The sequence below is a fragment of the Salmonella sp. 32100201201700099SM genome (assembly GCF_017572645.1).
In the GTDB taxonomy this organism is placed as follows: Bacteria; Pseudomonadota; Gammaproteobacteria; order Enterobacterales; family Enterobacteriaceae; genus Salmonella; species Salmonella enterica.
Genome location: NZ_JAGERQ010000013.1, coordinates 86,980 through 108,195 on the forward strand (window position 1 = coordinate 86,980; position 21,216 = coordinate 108,195).

Sequence of the window (21,216 nt, forward strand, 5' to 3'; positions counted from 1 at the left end):
AAGGCGTTGACCCGCGCCGCCGGTTTCGGCATTACGCATTTTGCTACATACTTAACGTCTTAGAAGAAAAGACCGAGGAAATCATTTTGGCAGGAAGTAGCTTACTGACATTACTCGACGATATCGCCACGCTGCTGGACGATATTTCGGTAATGGGCAAATTGGCCGCGAAAAAAACCGCGGGCGTACTGGGGGACGACCTGTCGCTCAATGCGCAGCAGGTGACCGGCGTTCGCGCTAATCGCGAGCTGCCAGTGGTATGGAGCGTGGCGAAAGGATCATTAATCAACAAGGTTATTCTGGTGCCGTTGGCGCTGCTGATAAGCGCATTTATCCCGTGGGCCATCACGCCTTTATTAATGTTAGGCGGCGCGTTTCTCTGCTTTGAAGGGGTAGAAAAAGTCCTGCATACCTTTGAGGCGCGAAAACACAAAGAAGACCCGGCGGAGCGGCAAAAACGTCTTGAGGCGCTGGCTGCGCAAGATCCTTTGGCCTTTGAAAAAGATAAAGTAAAAGGGGCGGTCCGTACCGATTTCATTCTGTCCGCTGAAATTGTGGCCATTACCCTGGGGATTGTCGCGCAGGCGCCGCTGCTTAATCAGGTGTTGGTGCTGGCGGGGATTGCGTTGGTTGTGACTATTGGCGTGTATGGCCTGGTGGGTATTATTGTCAAACTGGATGATATGGGGTACTGGCTGGCGGAAAAGCGTAGCGTGCTGGCGCAGGGCGTCGGTAAAGGATTACTGATTATCGCGCCCTGGTTAATGAAAGCATTATCCATTGTTGGTACGCTGGCGATGTTTCTGGTCGGCGGCGGGATTGTCGTACACGGTATTGCGCCGCTACACCATGCCATTGAACATTTTGCGCAGCAGCAGGGGGCTTTCATGGCGCATACGATCCCTGCGGGGCTGAATCTGGTGCTCGGTTTTATTATCGGCGCCATTGTGGTTGCGCTGGTGAAAGGTGTGACGAAAATTCGCGGTGTTTCGCACTGATTTTCTAGAATGAATTATGCAAAATTGTCCATCCTCGTCTAAGGTGAAAACGTTTCATCTGATACAGGAGGCAGGTATGGTCTTTTCTGTCAGTGAGGAAGTTACCGTGAAAGAGGGTGGGCCCCGGATGATCGTCACCGGTTATTCCAGCGGAATGGTAGAGTGTCGCTGGTATGATGGTTTTGGCGTAAAGCGGGAGGCATTCCATGAGAATGAGCTCGTGCCAGGCAAGGAAAGGCGCGTGCGGGACGAAGCCCGATGACAAAACGCCCGGTTAATGCCGGGCGTTTTGCTGTGGAGAAAAAGAGTCGTCGCGCTGCGACATGCTGCTACCTGGTTATGCCAGGATTGAGTGGTATCCCTTGATGAGGTCTGGCTACCGTAAGCCATCAGGGGGAGTTGTATCAATAACCAGGAGTTACCAGGGTGCCGCACGAAACACTGTTAGACAATCAAGGCTGGTTTAAAAAGCTGGCGCGGCGTTTTGGTCCCGGTCATGTCGTCAACACCTGTTTTCTGATCGTGATGCTGTTCTCGACGCTACTTACCTGGCGGGAAGTGATGATACTGAAAGACGCGTATGTCGCCAGTCAGCGCAATCATCTGGGGAGCGTCGCGAATGTCCTTGACCGCCAACTGCAATTCAACATGGACAGGTTGATCTTTTTACGCAACGGTATGCATGAAGCACTGGTGGCGCCGCTGGCTTTTTCCGCATTGCAAAGCGCGGTGACGCAGTTTGAGCAACGACGCGTCAGACATTTCTGGCAACTGGAGCTGGATAAGCGGCGGACATTGCCGTTATATGGCGTTTCCGATCAATTTGTCGCCCGGACGACGCTTCTTTCACGGGAGAGTCGTGACCTGGCAAATGAATTAACCGCCACTCTGGAGTTAGGGTATCTGGCGCGTCTGGCTCGCTCATCCGCCATGCTGACGCTGGAGACGATGTATGTTTCTCGCTCAGGGTTTTACCTCTCAACTCTCCCTACGGCGTACGGTAGCGATATTGTCTCCCGTTACTATCAGTACGTGACCCAGCCCTGGTTTATCGAGCAAAGCCAACGGCGTAACCCACAGCGCGGCGTGCGGTGGTTTACCTCCGCACAGCCCTATGTTACTGACGAGCAGAAAAAAGTGACGGCCAGTCTACCGCTGGATCACGATAATTACTGGTATGGCGTACTGGCAATGGATATTCCCGTCGCGTCATTACAGCGGTTCCTGCGCGATGCGGCCGAAAAGGATATTGAAGGGGAATATCAGCTATACGATAACCATCTCCGTTTGTTGACGGACTCCGCGCCGGAACAACAAACCGCGAATACGTTAAATGACCGTGAGCGCGCCTTACTGGCGCGTGAAATAGAAAAAGATACCCTGGGCGGGCTGCGTTTAGGAACGCATTATGTAAGCTGGGAGCGGCTGGATCATTTTGATGGCGTCCTGCTGCGCGTGCATACATTACGTGAAGGCATACAAGGGAATTTTGGCAGTATTAGTATCGCGCTGACGCTGTTATGGGTGCTTTTTACGGCGATGCTGTTGATCTCCTGGGGCGTTATTCGACATATAGTCAAAAACATGTTTGTTCTGCAAAATTCGCTGCAATGGCAGGCATGGCACGATCCGCTGACCCGGCTATATAACCGTGGCGCGCTGTTTGAAAAAGCGTCCAGGCTGGCAAAGCGCTACCGGGAAGCCCGCCAGCCATTTTCTGTGATACAGCTGGATTTAGATTATTTTAAAAGCGTTAACGATCGCTTTGGTCATCAGGCAGGCGATCGCGTGTTGTCCCATGCCGCTGGGCTCATTGGCAGCACCATTCGAGCGCACGACATCGCCGGACGGGTAGGGGGCGAAGAGTTTTGTATCGTGCTGCCCGGCGCGACGAAAGCGCAGGCGCTGCAGATTGCCGAACGCATACGCCAGCGCATTAATGACAAAGAGATTCTGGTGACGAAAAGCACGACGCTTCGTATCAGCGCGTCAATGGGGATCAGTAGCGCGGAGGAATACGGCGACTATGATTTTGAGCAGTTGCAGTCGCTGGCCGACAAACGGCTTTATTACGCCAAACAGTCCGGACGTAACCGTATTTGCGCCAGCGACGCGACTCAGGAGCGGGAAAAGAAATAGTCCATTCCTTCGCGCCAGCCATCCGGCCCTTCGTTCTGGCTACGGTAGACGCGCTGAGGATCGTCGTTACGCAAATGTACGCCCTCCCGGTTTAGCCCTTTAACGACAACCGCATAATCCATCACATCCAGTAAAGGCGCATCATTGGGGCCGTCTCCTAGCCCCAACGTCAGAGGACGCGCGCGCCACTGCTGACGATATGCTTCAATTAGCCAGTTGGCAGCCTGATCTTTACCGGCGGAGGCGTCCAGCACATGCCAGAAACGGGCGCCATGGACAAATTGCAGTCCCAGGTCATTTAAACGGGCGACAAACTGCGCCATGCGTTCATCGCTATCGCGCCAGATCAGCGACACCGACGCTTCATGCAGACGGGTTAGGGCAGACTGTGCCCGGTTTAGGCCCGTCCATTCGCTTATCACCTGATCGTCAACGTCATCAAACGTGGTGAACTTAAACTGTTCCTTTTCACGCAACTTATGCAGGACGAGGCGGATTTCGTTGTGAGAAATACCGGCTATCAGGCGGGGATAGTTGGGATGGTCTTCCCAGTGAACGTCCAGTTGGATCACCGCGCCGTTTTCCGCAATCAGCGGCAGTCCCTGTAGATTTAACGTCGTCTGGAGCTGGAGCATTTCAGCCGCGGTTTTACTGCTACAGAGGATCACAGGCACGCCGCTTTCATGCAGGCGTGTAAGCCAGGGGGCCGCGGGCTGCCACTCAAACGTGTGGCTGTTCAGCAATGTGCCGTCCAGATCGGTAAAAATCAGCAATGGGTCATGGATTGAGAGCATTTTTTCCTCATTTTCCGTTGCAACGGCGGGCTTATTTCCAGGAAAAATCCTAAAGCACATCCGAAAGAAGTCGAACGCTAACTGGAACCGATCCCGTCGCTTCCAGGCAGCACATGCGTTGTCACACTTTTGCTACCGAACTATTAGCGTGCTTAATCATTCATGTAAAAAATATTTACTTGTCATGCAAAAAAATTGCAGATAAGGTAAATCTCACATCAGATTTCCTGGTGTAACGAATTTTCAAGTGCTTCTTGCATAAGCAAGTTTGATCCCGACCCGTAGGGCCGGGATTTTTTTCGGCCATTTTTAACGGTTTACTTCTGTTACACTAAAATCATGAATATCCAGCTCGAATGCTTCAGCTAATTCATGCCATGTATGATATTCCCGTCCGTCTACGCTCACCCGCTCAGGATCTTCCTGGCTACGGTGAACCTCGCTTTCGCTGATTTCATTGATGGCCGCCAGTAGCGCATCTACATCGACGCTCACTTCGCGCTTGGCCGTATCACTGTACTCTTTTGCCGTTTTCATCTTCACTACCTCACGGGTTCCTGACAGCCTAAGTATAGACCGTTGAGAAAACCAGCAAACACGCCGGCAAGGCGCTGTCAGACGCAGAAAATTGTTCTACACTGGCACAAAGCGACAGGAGGAAAATGATGAAGGTGAATGATCGGGTAACCGTTAAAACGGACGGCGGTCCCCGCCGACCGGGCGTGGTACTGGCAGTGGAAGAATTTAGTGAAGGCACAATGTACCTGGTTTCGCTGGAGGATTACCCGCTTGGCATCTGGTTCTTCAATGAGTCAGGTCACCAGGATGGTATTTTTGTCGAGAAGGCGGAGCAGGACTAATTGAGCCGGACTGGAGGTACATTGCCAGTCCGGATGTCTCAGCGCATGTTAACAAAAATGCCGTTAGTGACGTTATCTGTCAGCCGCACTACGTGATAGATCACTTGTTTATTATGCGTTTTTATCTTTCTTTTTATATTCCCCTTATGGGAGGATACTGTTTTTGCTTTAATATTCATTCTGTCAGAAATCTGAATGGTTCCCTGACCTTCCATCCACATTCGCAACATGCTGGATTCAGTTCGACTTAACGATAATGTTGGTAAATTTATGGTTCCTGAAATACCCGACTCTTTTTTCAGAATATCGCCAAGAATGGTATCCAGCGAGTCAGGTTTAATCGATTTTGAGCTAATCAATAAGTTTTTTCTTACTAATAAATATTCATCAAAATGCACATTAGCAATTGCCATAAAAACAATAAATAACGTGTCAGGATGTTGATTAATGATTTGCTTTATTTGTTGACTGTCTGAAGGCGTATGAATAAAACAGTCCTCATTAATAAACACCACCGAAGGCTGATGCGCGCCACAAGCGATAGCGAGTTCGTCAACGGTTTCGATGTCGTTGATTTCCCTTTTTTTCACCCCTCTGCTGACCAGATACCCGCTTAACCCTAGCCGGGTGTAACTGCATAAATCCATAATAATCGTTGACATGGCATACCCTCACTCAATGCGTAACGATAATTCCCCTTACCTGAATAACTCACCATAATCAGACGGAACACGAATAGTCACCTTAGACAACGCTTACGCGGTTTTTCAGGCGAACTTACTATCCCGTAAAGTTACATATAATTTGCCAGGAATCATCTTAAAGTAAAGTGAATGTTGCGTTATGTGAGTGAAGTAAAAACAAATAAGGGGCAGCGGATATATCCTGGTGAATGTTTTTTAAAATTTATTTTCGGATAAACCTTAGTAAAACAGGATAAAAATTATGGGTTATTATTTATCGGCATCTCGCTAACAATATCAGCAAGCAAATTGAAAATTTCGCTGAATAAATGTTCGCAAAACGGCGCAATTAATGGCATTAGCGCGGCCATCAGCATAATGCCGACGGTGAGGGTAAGCGGGAAACCGATAACAAATATCGAGAGCTGCGGCGCCATGCGGTTTAATAGCCCCAGCGCCAGGTTGAGCGTAAGCAGGAGGGTAATGACCGGCAATGCCAGCATCAGTCCGTTTAAGAAAATGAGCCCTCCGGCCCTGGCGAGCGCCATAAATGCATTACTGTTCACCGGGTTACTACCGATGGGCAGAGTGTGGAAGGTATCGACCAGCAGCGAAATAAGCCACAAATGGCCATTAAAGGTGAGAAACAGTAGCATGGCGAGCATATCCATAATACGCGCCAGAACCGGCATATTCAGGTGGCTGCCCGGGTCGACGAAGGTGGCAAAGGAAAGCCCCATTTGCAGACCGATAAACTCACCTGCGGTACGCACCGCCGCAAAGGCGAATTGCATGGTAAATCCCAGCGCAATACCGATCAGAATTTGTTGCATCGCCAGCCATAAGGCGGCAATAGAAAAAAGCGGCGTATCGTTTGCCGGTAGCGACGGCGCGATAACAAGGGTAATCATTATTCCCAACCCCAGTTTTACCCGCTTGGGAATAGCGCGCTCGCTGAGAATGGGCGCCGTTGAAATCAGCGCCAGTACGCGCAGCAAAGGCCAGAAATAGAGATGCAGCCAGTATAGCCATTGCTCGCTTGTAACCTGTATCATCGTTCTGTTTATCCGATGATATAAGGTAAATTGCTGAACAGAGTGCGTACGTAGTCCAGCAGCAGGTTGAGCATCCACGGGCCGGCAACGATAATTGCGATGAATACCGCGACGATTTTAGGGATAAACGACAGCGTCATTTCATTAATCTGAGTCGCGGCCTGCAAGATGCTGATAATGAGGCCGGTAATCAGCGCGACGAGTAACAGCGGCGCAGCCAGGGCGAGAGCGACTTTCATCGCCTCGGTCCCCATCATCATGACGGATTCAGGAGTCATTTTGCGCCTCTAACTGTAAAAGCTTTGGGCCAGCGACCCCACAAGCAATTGCCAACCATCGACCAGCACAAACAGCATCAGCTTAAACGGCAGGGCGATTGTCGCTGGCGGCACCATCATCATCCCTAACGCCATCAGTACGCTGGCGATCACCAGGTCGATAATCAAAAAAGGGATGAAAATCGTAAAACCGATCTGAAACGCCGTCTTTAATTCGCTGGTGACATAAGCGGGCAGGAGGATACGCATCGGTACTGCTTCCGGTCCCTGTAACGGACCGCTATTGGCCAGACGGGCAAACAGCGCCAGATCGGCTTCGCGGGTTTGGCGCAGCATGAACGCGCATAACGGTTGCGCGCCTTTATCCAGCGCTTCCTGCATAGAAATTTTCTGCTCGCTAAACGGCTGGTAAGCATCCACGTAAATCTTGTCAATGACGGGCGACATAATAAAAAAGGTCAAAAACAACGCCAGCCCGAGTAACACCTGATTTGGCGGTGCCGAGGGCGTGCCCAGCGCGTTACGCAACAGGCCAAAAACAATGATGATACGCGTGAAGCTCGTCATCATCAGTAAAATCGCCGGCAGAAACGTCAGCGAGGTGATGAAAACCAGCGTCTGGACGGATAATGACCAGCTTTGGCCTCCGCCCGCTAATGGTTGGCTGATAAGCCCCGGCAGTTGCGCAGCGGCGGCGGGACTAAAAAGCCACAGACCCGCCAGAGAAAGGAATAACAAACGGCGCATCAGGATCTCCCGGAACGCTTGAGTAAGCTCTTCATCATGTTCTGGAAATCCGCCGGTGGGGCAACGGGTGCTTCCGTGTCATTCTCCGCGGGCGGGAGGGTGTGCAGCAGGTTGATCTGCGAGGCGGTCACGCCCAGTACCAGACGCGCATTTTCGACCTCGACAATCACCACGCGTTCGCGCGGGCCAAGCGAGGCGCTGGCTGACACCTTGAGCCCCCGGACGCTATTTCCTTTTGGCGCGAATCCCATACGCTTAATCACCCAGGCCGCCGCCAGAATGAGCGCAATAATGCCAATTAATGCGCCGCTCACCTGCATGAGCGGCGATCCGGCTGGCGCGGTGGGCTGAGAAACCGTGGCCTCTGTCTTCATCATTAACGACTCAAACGACGCATACGCTCGGATGGCGTAATAATATCGGTGATACGTACGCCGTATTTATCCGCCACGACGACCACTTCACCCTGGGCAATCAGGTAGCCATTAATCAGGATATCCAGCGGCTCGCCCGCCAGCCCGTCCAGCGCGACGACCGACCCCTGCGTCAGACGCAGCAGTTCTTTAATAGTCATTCGCGTGCGGCCCAGCTCTACGGTCAGTTTGACCGGGATATCCATAATCAGATCGATATCCTGCATAGCACCGCTGACATCGCCGCCGCCAAGCTGTTGGAAAACCGCGTCGGCGGCGCTTTTATTGGTGGTCGCTTTTTGCTCGTTTAACGCGTCAGCCCACAGATCATCCAATGCGCCAGTATTCTCATCGGACGGATTATTCATGTCACTCATTTGGGCTGTTCCTCATTCAGCGAATTCAAAATTGGGTTGATCAAATGTTCTACGCGTAGCGCATACTGTCCGTTTACGGTGCCATATTGGCTGGTGAGTACCGGAACGCCGTCCACATGAGCAATAATGCGGTCGGGTTTTTCAATCGGCAGTACATCGCCGGGTTTCAGCTTCAAAATCTGGGAAAGACGTAACGGAATATCGGCAAAATTGGCCACTAGCTCCAGTTCAGAGTGCTGAACCTGGCGCACCAGGTTATCACGCCAGTTCTGATCTTCATGGCGCGAGTTTTCCAGCGGCGGATTCACCAGCAGCTCACGCAGCGGCTCGATCATGCTAAATGGCAGACAGATGTTAAATTCACCGGTCAGATTGCCGATCTCCACATGAAACGGCGTATTGACGACGATATCGTTCGGCGAGGTGGTGATATTGGTAAATTTCACCTGCATTTCGGAACGCACATACTCCACTTCCAGCGGATTAATGGCTTTCCATGCGTCGCTATAGCCTTCCAGCGCCAGTTTCAGCATACGGTTGATGACCCGCTGTTCCGTATGGGTAAACTCGCGGCCCTCGACTTTGGTCGGAAAACGGCCGTCGCCGCCGAACAGGTTATCGACGGCAATAAACACCAGACTCGGCGAGAACACCACCAGCCCGGTGCCGCGTAGCGGCTTCAGGTGGATCAGGTTCAGGTTGGTCGGTACCGGCAGGTTACGCGCAAATTCGTGATACGGCTGAATACGTATGGTACCCACGGTAATATCCGGGCTGCGGCGCAGCAGGTTAAATAATCCCATCCGGAACTGGCGTGCGAAACGCTCGTTAATAATCTCCAGCGCCTGCAAGCGTTCACGCACGACGCGACGCTGGGTATTGGGATCGTAAGGGCGAATATCGCTATCGCTTGCGATACCGGGAGTGGGTTCGTCTTTGGTGTCGCTGTCGCCGTTCAACAGCGCGTCGATTTCAGCCTGAGAAAGAATACTATCGCCCATATCGTTACCGCAGAATAAAAGCTGTATAAAGCACGTCAGTGACGACCTGTTTTGGTTGTCCGGCAACGAGCGGCGCGGCCAGCGTCTCTTTAATGGCGGCAATCAGTTTTTGTTTGCCAGCTTCTGTTGAGAGCTCGGCGGCATTCTGACGGGAAAACAACAGCAGCAGACGGCTGCGCACTTCCGGCAGATATTCATTTAATCGCGCGCGCGTCGCTTCGTCTTTCAGACGCAGGGTCACGCCGATATACAACACGCGATCCGCATCGCCCAAATTGACGGTAAACGTATCCAGCGCAAAAAATACCGGCGCGGGCGGCGGAGCCGGTTCCGCTTTAGCGTTCGTGGTCGGTTGCTGCTGCATACGCCAGTAGCTATAACCAGCGGTCGCGCAGGCGGCGAGGGTAATCAACACCAGCAAAGGTATCCAAATCGAGCGTTTGCTCTTTTTGTTAATCGCGGAGTCAGTCATCTGATACGGGCTTCCTGTTTCGGTACTGCTTATTGGCTGATTATCCCGTGTCCTGTCCACGACAAAGCGTGGAAAAGACGCGGATAATCATGCTACCTCTGGCGTTAGGCGAAGATATCCACTGCGCCATTGCCGCGCGCGGCGGCCTGAAGCGAGGCCGGAGCCGCTAACGCTATGTCATCTTCAGCGCCAAACGCGTCCGTGTGTTGGGCGCGGGAAGACTGTTGTTGCGATGAAGACTGCTGCTGTCCGGCAAAGCTTTCGCTACTGATGCTGCTTTGTCCCAACTGAATGCCGCTTTCCGCCAACTGAGTGCGCAACATGGGCAGGGCGGCTTCCAGCGCGGCGCGGACATGGCTGTGCGGCGATACCATCTGGAGCTGCGCCTGATTGTCATCCAGCTTGAGCGAAATATGCACCTGACCTAACTCTTCCGGATGCAATCGAAGCTGCGCGCTTTGCTGTCCCTGACGCGTAAATAACATGACCTGCTGACTGAACGTTTGCTGCCATTCATGGCTGCCTAACGGCGCGCTGAGAACCGGGGCTGAGGCGACAGGTAGCGGTTGCGGTTGCGCCGTGGCGCTGCTGAGCGTCGGCATTGCCGCGCCATGCGTTACTGGCGCGGGCGGGCTATCCACCTCCACTTTCGCGCTGGTCGCGGCGGCAGCGACCACCAGCGGCGTCAGTGCTGGACCCGTGGCGCGATCGTCGCTGGCGCGCGCAAGCGACGCCTCGGTTTTCCCTTTTTCATGCTCGCTAAAAGAGAGCGTATGTGTCTCTTCCTGCGGCGCCGATGGCATGTCGCCGCGCAACAGTGACGGCAAGGCGATGTGATTTTCAGCCGGCGTCTCTCCGGCGACAGGCGTCGCGACAGGTTGTCCGGGCAGCATGGCGAATAAGGCGCTCAGACTGGCAAGATCCTCATCGCTCAGCGCGGGCGTTTTCTCATCATGCTGCGCCGTCTTACTCAGTGCGGCCAGAGCGCTGGTTTTCAACGATAGCGTTAGCGTAGACAGTAGATGCTGCGCTTGTGTTAGATCGGTAAGCGTTTCATCCGTCGCATTCGCTTTTTGCGCCAGCAGGTCGGCAAGCTTCACCGCCTGGCCCGGCTCGCCATGTTGGGTCAGTAACTCTTTCGATAATTTGCCGCCTGCCGCCTGTAAATCGGCCAGCGTGATGCGGGCGTCTTTGCCCTGTGCGCCGTCTGCGCCTAACGCGCCCGCCAGGAGCGCCAGAAAGTCCTCGGCTGAACCGGTGGTTTTTCCTGACGTCAGACCCGCGGTCATGTCGGTATCGGTGGTGATCAGTTGGGGCAGGGTGATCATTCGGGTTTCCTCATTGCTGCACGCTGAGCAAATTCATCCATCTTTTTCTGATCCATGCGGTTTTCAGCTAACAGCGCTGCCGCGGTTTGTCGGTCCTGTAAGGTTTGCCAGGCCTGAAGTCGCTGCTTTTTCTCACGCCAGCTCTTCAGCGCCAGGTCGACTTTTTGCGTCCACTGCGTAAGCTGGAGGCGATGCTGCTCTATCGCCTTTTCCAGTGTCTGAATAAACTGCTGATAGTTGATCCAGCGATTACTGGCGATGCCGTTGCCCATATCGGTGTTCAAATTACTGCGATACTCATTCTGATAATCGATCAGCATTTTGAGCTGTTCTTCCGCCTGTTGGCAGCCGCGACGCATTTCGCCCAGTAAACGCGCCGCGTCATCTACCTCTTTTTCGGCCAGATCTTTGAGTGTTTCCAGAGCGCCATGTTGTGCCATGATCGTCGCCCTCCTGCTTTATCACACCGTCGGGAAAATTAAATCGAGCGCCTGCAGAGAGTCCTCCCAGTCGGCCCGTTCAAAAATGCCTTGCTGTAAAAACGCTTCCAGTTGCGGCCATAAGGTAATGGCTTTATCAAGCATTGGATCGCTACCTTTGGCATAAGCGCCGACGCTGACCAGATCGCGGTTACGCTGGAAACTGGAAAGCAACTGTTTAAATAGCCGTACCCGCGCATAGTGCTGCTCGGTAATGAGCGCGGTCATCGCCCGGCTGATTGACGCCTCTATATCAATGGCCGGATAGTGCCCGGCCTCCGCCAGACGGCGGGACAAGGCAATGTGCCCGTCGAGGATTGCGCGTGCCGAGTCGGCAATGGGATCTTGTTGGTCGTCCCCCTCGGTCAACACGGTATAAAACGCGGTGATAGAGCCGCCGCCGTGGATGCCATTACCGGCACGTTCGACCAGCGCCGGCAGCTTTGCGAACACCGAGGGCGGATAACCTTTGGTGGCTGGCGGTTCGCCGATTGCCAGCGCAATTTCACGCTGTGCCATCGCATAGCGCGTCAGCGAATCCATAATCAGCAACACATGCTGTCCGCGATCGCGAAAGTCTTCGGCGATGCGGGTGGCATAGGCGGCGCCCTGCATCCGCAGCAGCGGCGAGACATCCGCCGGGGCGGCAATCACCACCGAACGCGCGCGGCCGTCGGGGCCGAGAATATTTTCGATAAAATCTTTAACTTCGCGGCCACGTTCGCCGATAAGTCCCACGACAATCACGTCCGCCCGCGTGTAGCGCGCCATCATGCCAAGCAGAACCGACTTACCGACGCCGGAACCGGCAAAGAGTCCCATACGCTGACCGCGCCCTACGGTTAACAACGCGTTGATAGCGCGTACGCCGGTATCCAACACATGTTCGATTGGCGTTCGCTGTAGCGGGTTAAACGGCGGCGTGATTAACGCGCCAGTTTCCAGCGTATCCGGCGCAGGCAGTCCGTCGAGCGGTTTACCGCCGCCATCCAGCACCCGACCAAGCAGGGCCGGGCCGAGCGGTAGCTGTTTGCCGCTTTGCAGACCGTCGCCATGTCCGTTACGGGCGTAAACGCGGGCACCGGGCAGAATGCCTTCGACCTCTTCCAGCGGCATTAAAAACAGACGCTGGCCGTTAAAACCGACGACTTCCGATTCCACCTCTTTGGTTTCAGGGCCGTCCTGGCGCTCAATAATGCAGGTGGCGCCCAGCGGAAGCTGGAGACCGGTGGCCTCCAGTACCAGGCCCGTGGCGCGGGTTAAACGTCCATAACGACGCACCGCCGGCAATAACGCCATTTTGGCTTCAAAGTTGTCGAGCGCGGTAAGCCAGCGGGTCAGGCGCGTGGTCATCAGAGCACTCCCGGCGCCGCCAGGCGACACAACTCTTGCCAGCGAGTAGCGACGCTGGCGTCCAGATCGCCCTCATCGGCAGAGACTTTACACCCGCCGTGATGCAACGTTGGGTCACCGCGCAACCGCCATCCGTGAAGACTGAGCGTGGCGCCCAGCATCTCTTCCACCCGCTGTAAGTCGTCCGGATGCACGCGCAACTGCGGCTTGCCGCTAAAGAGCGGCTCTTGCTGCAACAGTTGTTGGATCTGTTTAATCAGCGCTGAATTGTCCACCGCCGGCGTTTGGCCGATGACCTGACGCGCAGCCTCCAGGGCCATTTGCATCAGCCGTGAGGCGATAACGCTATCGAGCGCGTCAAGCGTGTTCTGAAACTCGCTCACTAACTGCTGCATACGGGCATGAATCGGCGCCTGCTGCGTCTGCGCCTGGGCTTGTCCTTGCTCCAGCCCCTGCGCTAACCCTTCCTGATATCCCTGCGCGTGTCCTTTTTGCCGTCCCTCCGCCAGCCCGGCGTTATAACCTTGTTCATGGGCCTGTATTTTTAGCTGCGCCAGCTCCTGCTCCAGCTGCTGTTCGGCAGTGAGTTCGGGCTCCGGCGTATCGTCTGTCAAGGTCACGTTACCAGCCTCAACCGGCACAAACGTCTCCGGCGGCGGGGCGAGATCGTCGGGGGTCCAGACTTGCCACGGCAATTCATTAGACATAGGTATCCTCGCCGCTGCCAATCACCATTTCGCCGGTTTCCGCCAGACGACGCACAATAAGCAGAATCGCTTTCTGCTCGTTTTCCACCTGAGACAGACGAACCGGGCCACGGTTGGCAAGGTCGTCGCGCAGGATATCGGCGGCGCGCTGGGACATATTGCGCAGGAACTTCTCGCGTAATGGCGGTTCGGCGCCTTTCAGAGCGATCAGCAGCGATTCGGAATCCACTTCCTGCAACAGACGCTGGATACTGCGATCGTCCACATCCACCAGATTTTCGAACAGGAACATCTCGTCGATGATTTTCTGCGCCAGTTCGCCGTCGAATTCGCGCACAGCGGTAATAACCGCTTCTTCCTGCTGCGTTTTCATCAGGTTGATAATTTCCGCCGCGGTTCTTACGCCGCCCATTTTGCTGCGTTTCAGGTTCTGACCGTCGAGCAGGCCATTCAGCACTTCGGTCAACTCCGCCAGCGCCGCCGGCTGTACGCCGCCAAATGTCGCGATACGCAGCATCACATCATGACGCAGACGCTCGTCAAACAGCGCCAGAATATCGGCGGCCTGACTGCGTTTGAGGTGAACCAGAATGGTGGCGATAATCTGCGGGTGTTCGTCGCGAATCAGGTCGGCGGCACTCTGCGGTTCCATAAAGTTGAGCGTTTCGATACCGCTGGTGGTATCGCGCGTTTCCAGAATATCTTCCAGCAGGCTGGAGGCGCGTTCTTCGCCCAGCGCTTTAACCAGTACGGAGCGTAGGTATTCGTTGGCGTTAATATTCAGCGCGGCGAACTGCTCCGCTTCTTGCTCAAACTCTGATAGTACGTCCGTCAGTTGTTTGTTGGAGATCTGACGCACGTTAGCCATCGCCGTACTTAACGCCTGTACTTCGCGAGTGGAGAGGTGTTTAAACACCTCTGCCGCCCGGTCTTCGCCAATGGTCATCAACAAAATGACACTTTTATCGGTACCGCTAAGATTACTCATGATCGTTACTCATCCACTGGCGAATGACCAGCGCCACCACGCGCGGATCGTTGTCTGACATTTCGCGAATACGCTGGCTCATCACCTCGGCGCCCAGACGCTGGTTAGCCCGGCGTTGCTGGAGCTGCTCGTCTTTGCTAAGGCGTACTTCCACGGCTTCTTCGGTTTCCTGGCGAACCTGTGCCTGTTCCTGCGCCGCTTTCGCTTCTTCAACGCGGCGCGTCAACTGCGGACGTACCGCTTTGCGCCACAGAATCCAGGCCACCACCAGCACCAGTAACCAGCGACCTGCCGCGAGCAACTGATCGATAAAGGACTGCTGTTGCCAGAAGGGCAGTTCGCCGCCGGTGTCATCCACTGCGCTAAACGGTGAATTCACCACGTTTAGCGTATCGCCGCGTTTATCAGAAAAACCCATCGCTTCACGGGTTAAATCCTCGATCTGTTTCATCTGATCGGCGGTCAATGGCAGCGGTTTGCCATCTGCCAGCGTTTTGTAATTCACCACGACGGCCACGGAGAGACGCTCAATATCGCCCACATTCATTTTGGTGTGACGAATGGTGCGGTCCACTTCGTAGTTACTGGTTTCATTACGCTGCGTATTGCGCGGGCCAGCGTTGTTACTGTTGGTACTGGTGCTGGTTTGTGGCGTATTCTGCGCGTTTTGTTGATTGGTCGGCGGCGTGGCGATCGGCGCCTCGTTAGGCGGCGCTGGTTGGTTCGACAGCGCGCCAGGCACGCCGCCGGGATAGCCCGCGCCTACCTGTTCGCTAATGTTCAACTGACGTGAACGCAGGGTGGCTTTCGACGCGTCGCCGTTCGGGCTGTAGTGCTCTTCCGTTTGTTCTTTATTGGCAAAATCCAACTGGGCGGTCACCTGAGCGTGTACATTACCGTTCCCGACGATAGGCGACAGAATGGCTTCGATACGGCGTTGGATGCGGCTTTCCACATCATTAGCAAATTTTAATTGCGCGTCATTAAGGTCGCGACCGCTGGTATTGGATTGCGTGAGCAGATGACCGGATTGATCGACCAGAGTGACGTTTCCTGGCGGCAAACCGGCGACAGCGCTGGAAACCAGATGTACCACGGCGCTAATTTGTCCTTCATCCAGCGCCCGTCCCGGTTCCAGTGTGACGGTGACGGAGGCGGAAGGGGATTTTTGTTCCCGCACAAATAGCGACGGCTTTGGCATCGCCAGGTGAACACGGGCGCTTTTTACCGGACCCAGCGTCTCGATCGTCCGGGCCAGTTCGCCTTCCAGCGCGCGCTGATAATTCACCTGCTCGCTGAACTGACTGATACCGAATTTTTCCTGATCAAGCAGTTCAAAGCCTACCGCGCCGCCTTTAGGCAGCCCCTGCTGCGCCAGACGCAGACGCAGTTCATGCACTTTGTCGGCGGGCACTTCAATCGCACCGCTGCCATTGGCAAAGCGATAGGGGATATTCATCTGGGTCAACTGCGCGACGATCGCGCCGCCGTCCTGATCGGAAAGGTTGCTAAATAGCGTGCGGTAATCGGGCGTTTTGGCCCACAGCACCATCGCAACGACGATCGCCACGGCAGCGGAACCCGCCACAATTAACGGAATTCGGGGATTCGCGCGTAGGCGATTAAGCCACTCGAGAGGTTTAGGTTGGGTTGCAGTCGATGCAGTCGATGCAGTCGCACTCATCTCGCACCTCGTGACTGATCGTGGACGGCGTTTTTTGCAAAGTGGAACAAGACTCACTCCCGGGTCAGCAAACTCGAAAAATTGACGGTCTCATTATTTGTGGTTTCGAATTTTTCTATGCGCTAAAAACCGAGTTTTTTTATCGTTATTTAACGCCTTTATCTTATTGACAAACTGGTAATCTCTGCTGCGTAAAAAATCATCCAGGGGAATAGCATGGCAGCAATACAGGGGATTGAAGGGGTTATTAGCCAGTTACAGGCGACGGCGATGGCCGCGCGCGGGCAAGACACGCACTCGCAGTCGACGGTGAGTTTTGCCGGCCAGCTACATGCTGCGCTGGATCGTATTAGCGACAGACAGACGGCGGCGCGCGTTCAGGCGGAAAAATTCACTCTGGGTGAGCCGGGCATTGCGCTTAATGACGTGATGGCCGATATGCAAAAAGCGTCCGTCTCTATGCAAATGGGGATTCAGGTGCGCAACAAGCTGGTCGCCGCGTATCAGGAAGTCATGTCCATGCAGGTTTAAGCCAGAGCTGACAACACATCCGCAGCGAACTCCCGGGCGCTTACCTAAGTCAGCGGCGGGGGACGCGACGCCCATGCAACCAGTGCGTGATTATGTGGGCCTGTTTTTTGCGAGGCGCGCTCATTTTATTGATAAGCGGGTTGCACATTGTTGCAGGGACTTATTAAAAATAGGGTACGCCTGTTTACTGACGCCATTCATTCCTACTATTCGTTCTGACGCTATTGTCATTGAATTTGCAATCCAGAATGTTCCTGCAATATATGCGCCGTTGCGATAATACACGGTAAATTCTTTATTAATGCCTGGAATATCTGTTTCATGGAGATCCAGTATATACCCATACGGGGACAGATTATCAGCGAGACAGCGGGCAATGGCGCTCGGATGTGCATTGACCACTGTGACGGGTGAGTAACGGGCAGCGGCAAGACAGACGACTCCAATAATGGAGATGAAAATAATTTTTATCATTTTTTTGGCTTCTGCTGTGCATAAATAAATCATCACCTGATGGTGTCAGTGAGTAAAAATATAAATACCTGATAGTCTTTTATGGCGTAGACGGAAAATAATAATTGTTTTATGTTTTGATTAAAATAACCCTGGATTTTTCATCGGCTCAGACAAAATTAAAACGGTATACGTTATATAATAGATTTATGCCACGGCGCACAAGACGACCTTGTCTGATTTCTTTTATGCGTTGTAGATTTTTGCCGGTTATGCCGTAAAAAGGTCTCCCGCCGTAACGTACAGCGGGAGTATGCGCTTATTTTTGAATCAGATAACGAATTGTCGGGCCATCCTGTTGGATATCCAGCACCGTATAGCCATGATTGCGCGCATCCAGTGGAATATTATTAATGGACTGCGGACAGTCGCTCACCACTTCCAGGATCTCACCTTTTTTTAGCTGCGGCATCGCTTCCAGAGTGGCGACCGCCGGGTACGGGCAAGGTTCGCCAACCATATCCAGACGGTAATCAGGGACGATATTTTTCATACAGATTCCTTAGCAGGCGTCAGCCCCGCACGGCGGAAAAAACGTTTTTCCCAGCCGATGATTAACATCAGCGCGGCAAATAATAACAGGTAGGTGACCAGCAGACCGCCCAGCGGACCAAAGGTATTCAGCAGGTTAACTTTATCCCAACTGGTCGCCAGCGCGGGCGCGAAATCATCCCAGTAGTAAGCCAGGATGGTCGAACCGATGACATTGCCGAGGCCCACCCACCAGTAATGCACCTGGCCTTCTACGGCGCGGTACATCCAGCCGGTTTCGCAGCCGCCCGCCAGCACGATGCCAAAACCGAACAGCAGTCCGCCAATGACCGCATTCGGGCCAGCCCACATAATTTTAGGTGCAACGCCCAACTGCACGTAGCTGAAAATACCAATGGCGCTGACCGCCATGCCGAAAATAATCGCTTTCGCCATATGGGCGCGTCCGGAGATCCACAGATCGCGAAAGGCCGAGGTAAAGCAGATTTGCGCGCGCTCGATCAGCAGCCCAAACCCGACGCCGAACAGCATCGCCAGCCCCAGTTTCGGCTGATGCATTGCCGTTAATAACGCCCAGCCAATCATGCCGATAAAGACCAGCATACCGAGCCTGAAACGCCGCCTTGCCTGATCCGGTTTCTGCGTCAGTGGCGAAGCCGCGGAGACCTTTTGCATTTTCACCGGTATGCGAAATATCGGCAGCAACGTAAAGCGGGCGCCGAACCAGGAACCGATAGCGGTCGCCAGCGCAAAGAACCACGCGTGTAGGGAGAACTGCGGGATTCCGGTAAAAAAGGCGGCCAGGTTACACCCCATCGCCAGACGCGCGCCGAAGCCAGCGATAATGCCTCCGGCCACCGCCTGTACGATACGGATTCGGCTGCGCGGCATACGCAGTTTTACGTTGTTGGCCCACAGCGCCGCGGCGAAACAGCCGCCGAACATGCCGAGGATCATCATGCCGTCGATACGCGTCAGCGGCGTACCTTCCAGATGAATCAGCTTGTAGTAGCCCCACTGTTCGGCATGAACGCCAAAAAGCTGCAAAATTTGCCCGCCCCAGCGGGTAAATTCGCCCGTCACGGCCCAGAACGTGCCGGTGATGCCAAAATAGTAGGTAGAGAGAATACCGGCTGCGATCACCGCAGGGGCCGGCGCCCAGAATTTAATTAACCAGGTTTGCTTGAAGTGTTGCCATGACATGTGTTTAGCCTCTGAACTCAGAAGGTGTGAAACAAGAAGTGCGCATACTACACCGATCACAGAATTTGCCTACACCTAATAAGCGGTAATACCGACTGGATCAAATTGCGGCCAGCGCCTGGAAAGGCTGGCGGCGTCAGGGCTTTAATGCCACAATTCCTCTTTCTTCTGATGCAGGATGAATGATGAAAAAAGTAACGATCGTTGGCGCATTGCTGGTTCTGGCCGGATGCGCCGAGGTGGAAAACTATAATGATGTGGTGAAAACGCCCGCGCCGGCCGGTCTGGAAGGGTACTGGCAGTCAAAAGGCCCGCAACGTAAGCTGGTGAGCCCTGAAGCTATCGCCAGCCTGGTAGTGACTAAAGAAGGCGATACGCTGGACTGCCGCCAGTGGCAGCGCGTTATTGCTCTGCCGGGCAAGCTGACCATGCTCTCCGATGACTTAACCAATGTTACGGTTAAGCGTGAGCTCTATGAGATTGAGCGCGACGGGAATACCCTGGAATATGATGGCATGACGCTGCAACGGGTCGCTCGTCCGACGCCGGAGTGCGCCGCCGCGTTAGAAAAAACGCCGCTGCCGTAATTTCGCTTCCCGGCAGCGCTCTGCCGCCGGGAACGCTCATCACACGTCCTCAATGACCCACACGCTGACGCTGCCTGCGTTGCAGAAGAACGTCGCTTCGCCTTGATCATTAGTTACAACATGCTCACTGCGGTTTCCCAGAAAATCACGCCAGGTCTTGTTAGCGTAATTGTCGCCGAGCAGGAGGGTTTTTTCACCGTCGTCGCCATTGGAAAGTACGACCACACAGCCTGGATTCTCTTCAGTACCGCTGCGACTAAAGGCGATACAGTTGGGATGATCGAAAAAGAGTGTTTGTATACCGTGCGCAAAACGCTGACGAGCGAGGATCAGCTGATCCAGTTGGTTAATCACCGGCATGTCGACCCGACAGGTCTCGCCATTTTCGCCGTTATCCTCATAGCTGGCGCCGTATAAATCGGGATAAAACACCGACGGTACGCCGTTTTCACGAAGCAGGATCAGCGCATAGGCCAATGGTTTGAACCAGGGTTCTACCGGCGCTTCCAGCGCCTGTAACGGTTGTGTATCGTGGTTAGCGACCAGCGTCACCGCATGAAAAGGGTCGGCTTCTACCAGCGTGCCGGTGAAAATGTGGCGCATGTCATACTCCGCGCCCTGGCGCGAGGCTTCATGAAATTTCATCTGCAACGGCGCGTCGAACAGCATGGTTTTCCCGTCGACCTGATCGATGTACGTTTGCAGTTTATCCACTTCATGCGACCAGTATTCTGCGACAATAAACAGCGGTTTTGGCGCAACCGCCTGTACATGCTCAATCCATTCTTTATAAAACCAGGCGGGTATATGTTTTACCGCGTCCAGGCGAAAGCCGTCACAGTGGGTTTGTTCCATGACCCAACGAGCCCAATATTTAATCTCTTCCGTAACCGCGTGATTGCGAAAATCGATATTTTCCCCCATCAGATAGTCAAAATTACCCATCTCATCATCAACCTGATCGTTCCAGCCATCGCCGGTATAGTCATTGACGATCTTAAAAATGCCGTCTTCGTCGGGATTCTCGATGTGATCAATGCCGCTGAAACAGTGATAGTCCCAAATAAAGTTGGAATACTGGCCCGCGCGGGCAGGGAAGGTGTAGCGCGTCCAGCCTTCGCATTCAATGATGTTGTCATCGATTTGCGTGCGGTCATCCTGATTCACGCGCTGAACGCGAATACGTTCTTTTTCGTCTGCGCCCATTTTGTGGTTCACGACGACGTCGAGCAGCACCGCAATATTATTTTTTTTGAGCGCGTCTATCGCCGCCAGTAACTGGCGTTTATCGCCGTACTTTGTCGCGATAGTTCCTTTTTGGTCAAATTCGCCGAGGTCAAACAGGTCGTAGGTATCATAGCCTACGGAATAGCCGCCGGAGGCGCCTTTACAGGCGGGCGGTAGCCAGACCATATTGATACCGATATCATTCAGCCCATCAGCACGTTCCGCCAGCTCAGGCCAGAGTTTACCGCCGTCGGGATAATACCAGTGGAAGTACTGCAATAACGTGGGGTTTTTCATCTTCCGTGCT

At 53.8% G+C, this 21,216-nt stretch carries 26 protein-coding genes; 6 read left to right on the plus strand and 20 right to left on the minus strand.

The genetic code is table 11. The features are described from left to right. The first annotated feature begins 80 nt into the window (after positions 1-80). The 3 genes from J4685_RS19240 (at position 81) to dgcQ (ending at position 3,137) form a co-directional block, all read left to right on the plus strand. The gene (locus J4685_RS19240) at positions 81-998 is read left to right on the plus strand and encodes a DUF808 domain-containing protein (RefSeq protein ID WP_096740497.1); all 918 of its coding nucleotides are present in this window, start codon (positions 81-83) and stop codon (positions 996-998) included. Between the two features lie 76 nt (positions 999-1,074). Next, a complete protein-coding gene (locus J4685_RS19245) occupies positions 1,075-1,260 on the plus strand; it encodes a YodC family protein (RefSeq protein ID WP_000232161.1) in 186 nt (61 codons plus the stop codon). A gap of 164 nt (positions 1,261-1,424) precedes the next feature. Beyond that, the gene (dgcQ, locus tag J4685_RS19250) at positions 1,425-3,137 is read left to right on the plus strand and encodes a cellulose biosynthesis regulator diguanylate cyclase DgcQ (protein ID WP_001119832.1); all 1,713 of its coding nucleotides are present in this window, start codon (positions 1,425-1,427) and stop codon (positions 3,135-3,137) included. On the opposite strand, the gene J4685_RS19255 is transcribed toward dgcQ, so the two are convergent. Continuing rightward, positions 3,116-3,931, minus strand: coding sequence for a mannosyl-3-phosphoglycerate phosphatase-related protein (locus J4685_RS19255; protein ID WP_000948790.1), 816 nt, complete (start codon positions 3,929-3,931; stop codon positions 3,116-3,118). The two genes, dgcQ and J4685_RS19255, sit on opposite strands and share 22 nt — an antisense overlap. A gap of 309 nt (positions 3,932-4,240) precedes the next feature. After that, positions 4,241-4,468 (minus strand): YodD family peroxide/acid resistance protein, encoded by a 228-nt coding sequence (gene yodD, locus J4685_RS19260; RefSeq protein WP_000844798.1) that lies wholly within the window; start codon positions 4,466-4,468, stop codon positions 4,241-4,243. A gap of 128 nt (positions 4,469-4,596) precedes the next feature. On the opposite strand from yodD, the gene dsrB reads away from it, so the two are divergent. Beyond that, positions 4,597-4,791 (plus strand): protein DsrB, encoded by a 195-nt coding sequence (gene dsrB, locus J4685_RS19265; protein WP_000867218.1) that lies wholly within the window; start codon positions 4,597-4,599, stop codon positions 4,789-4,791. 38 nt (positions 4,792-4,829) lie between these two features. Here the strand turns inward: dsrB and rcsA are convergent, their stop codons facing one another. The 14 genes from rcsA to fliF form a co-directional block, all read right to left on the minus strand. Beyond that, complete coding sequence (gene rcsA / locus J4685_RS19270; protein ID WP_000103971.1) at positions 4,830-5,453, minus strand: transcriptional regulator RcsA; 624 nt, start codon at positions 5,451-5,453, stop codon at positions 4,830-4,832. Between the two features lie 281 nt (positions 5,454-5,734). Beyond that, a complete protein-coding gene (fliR, locus tag J4685_RS19275) occupies positions 5,735-6,529 on the minus strand; it encodes a flagellar biosynthetic protein FliR (RefSeq protein ID WP_000616953.1) in 795 nt (264 codons plus the stop codon). A gap of 8 nt (positions 6,530-6,537) precedes the next feature. Continuing rightward, on the minus strand, positions 6,538-6,807 hold the full coding sequence (gene fliQ, locus J4685_RS19280; protein WP_000187355.1) for a flagellar biosynthesis protein FliQ: 270 nt from the start codon (positions 6,805-6,807) through the stop codon (positions 6,538-6,540). A gap of 9 nt (positions 6,808-6,816) precedes the next feature. Beyond that, entirely contained in the window at positions 6,817-7,554 is a 738-nt protein-coding gene (fliP, locus tag J4685_RS19285; protein ID WP_001253409.1) for a flagellar type III secretion system pore protein FliP, read from the minus strand. Beyond that, complete coding sequence (gene fliO / locus J4685_RS19290; RefSeq protein WP_000978276.1) at positions 7,554-7,931, minus strand: flagellar biosynthetic protein FliO; 378 nt, start codon at positions 7,929-7,931, stop codon at positions 7,554-7,556. The genes fliP and fliO overlap by 1 nt, the downstream gene beginning before the upstream one ends. Next, the gene (gene fliN, locus J4685_RS19295; protein ID WP_001282111.1) at positions 7,931-8,344 is read right to left on the minus strand and encodes a flagellar motor switch protein FliN; all 414 of its coding nucleotides are present in this window, start codon (positions 8,342-8,344) and stop codon (positions 7,931-7,933) included. The genes fliO and fliN overlap by 1 nt, the downstream gene beginning before the upstream one ends. Further along, positions 8,341-9,345 carry a flagellar motor switch protein FliM gene (gene fliM, locus J4685_RS19300; RefSeq protein ID WP_000502817.1) on the minus strand — a complete coding sequence of 335 codons (1,005 nt, stop codon included), beginning with the start codon at positions 9,343-9,345 and terminating at the stop codon, positions 8,341-8,343. Before fliM ends, fliN begins: the two co-directional genes overlap by 4 nt. A gap of 4 nt (positions 9,346-9,349) precedes the next feature. Then, complete coding sequence (fliL, locus tag J4685_RS19305) at positions 9,350-9,817, minus strand: flagellar basal body-associated protein FliL (protein WP_000132169.1); 468 nt, start codon at positions 9,815-9,817, stop codon at positions 9,350-9,352. A 104-nt stretch (positions 9,818-9,921) separates the two neighbouring features. After that, positions 9,922-11,145, minus strand: a complete 1,224-nt coding sequence (gene fliK / locus J4685_RS19310; protein ID WP_000631666.1) for a flagellar hook length control protein FliK — start codon at positions 11,143-11,145, stop codon at positions 9,922-9,924. Next, positions 11,142-11,585: a flagellar export protein FliJ gene (fliJ, locus tag J4685_RS19315; RefSeq protein WP_000046981.1), complete on the minus strand. Its 444-nt coding sequence runs from the start codon at positions 11,583-11,585 to the stop codon at positions 11,142-11,144. Before fliJ ends, fliK begins: the two co-directional genes overlap by 4 nt. Before the next feature lie 21 nt (positions 11,586-11,606). Next, positions 11,607-12,977 carry a flagellar protein export ATPase FliI gene (gene fliI, locus J4685_RS19320; protein ID WP_000213256.1) on the minus strand — a complete coding sequence of 457 codons (1,371 nt, stop codon included), beginning with the start codon at positions 12,975-12,977 and terminating at the stop codon, positions 11,607-11,609. Then, positions 12,977-13,684: a flagellar assembly protein FliH gene (gene fliH / locus J4685_RS19325; RefSeq protein ID WP_000064165.1), complete on the minus strand. Its 708-nt coding sequence runs from the start codon at positions 13,682-13,684 to the stop codon at positions 12,977-12,979. Before fliH ends, fliI begins: the two co-directional genes overlap by 1 nt. Further along, the gene (fliG, locus tag J4685_RS19330; RefSeq protein ID WP_000067735.1) at positions 13,677-14,672 is read right to left on the minus strand and encodes a flagellar motor switch protein FliG; all 996 of its coding nucleotides are present in this window, start codon (positions 14,670-14,672) and stop codon (positions 13,677-13,679) included. The genes fliH and fliG overlap by 8 nt, the downstream gene beginning before the upstream one ends. After that, on the minus strand, positions 14,665-16,356 hold the full coding sequence (gene fliF / locus J4685_RS19335; protein ID WP_001276818.1) for a flagellar basal-body MS-ring/collar protein FliF: 1,692 nt from the start codon (positions 16,354-16,356) through the stop codon (positions 14,665-14,667). The genes fliG and fliF overlap by 8 nt, the downstream gene beginning before the upstream one ends. A gap of 216 nt (positions 16,357-16,572) precedes the next feature. Between fliF and fliE the strand changes: the two genes are divergently transcribed. After that, complete coding sequence (gene fliE, locus J4685_RS19340) at positions 16,573-16,887, plus strand: flagellar hook-basal body complex protein FliE (protein WP_000719037.1); 315 nt, start codon at positions 16,573-16,575, stop codon at positions 16,885-16,887. Positions 16,888-17,007: 120 nt separating this feature from the next. On the opposite strand, the gene J4685_RS19345 is transcribed toward fliE, so the two are convergent. From J4685_RS19345 to yedE, 3 genes are all read right to left on the minus strand, one after another. Then, on the minus strand, positions 17,008-17,394 hold the full coding sequence (locus J4685_RS19345; protein WP_000639596.1) for a hypothetical protein: 387 nt from the start codon (positions 17,392-17,394) through the stop codon (positions 17,008-17,010). A gap of 265 nt (positions 17,395-17,659) precedes the next feature. Further along, positions 17,660-17,893, minus strand: coding sequence for a sulfurtransferase-like selenium metabolism protein YedF (yedF, locus tag J4685_RS19350; protein ID WP_000790504.1), 234 nt, complete (start codon positions 17,891-17,893; stop codon positions 17,660-17,662). Then, positions 17,890-19,095: a selenium metabolism membrane protein YedE/FdhT gene (yedE, locus tag J4685_RS19355; protein WP_001662379.1), complete on the minus strand. Its 1,206-nt coding sequence runs from the start codon at positions 19,093-19,095 to the stop codon at positions 17,890-17,892. Before yedE ends, yedF begins: the two co-directional genes overlap by 4 nt. Before the next feature lie 185 nt (positions 19,096-19,280). Between yedE and yedD the strand changes: the two genes are divergently transcribed. After that, the gene (gene yedD / locus J4685_RS19360; RefSeq protein WP_000758114.1) at positions 19,281-19,682 is read left to right on the plus strand and encodes a lipoprotein YedD; all 402 of its coding nucleotides are present in this window, start codon (positions 19,281-19,283) and stop codon (positions 19,680-19,682) included. 39 nt (positions 19,683-19,721) lie between these two features. Here the strand turns inward: yedD and amyA are convergent, their stop codons facing one another. Continuing rightward, positions 19,722-21,206 (minus strand): alpha-amylase, encoded by a 1,485-nt coding sequence (amyA, locus tag J4685_RS19365; RefSeq protein ID WP_000795466.1) that lies wholly within the window; start codon positions 21,204-21,206, stop codon positions 19,722-19,724. Positions 21,207-21,216 lie beyond the last annotated feature (10 nt).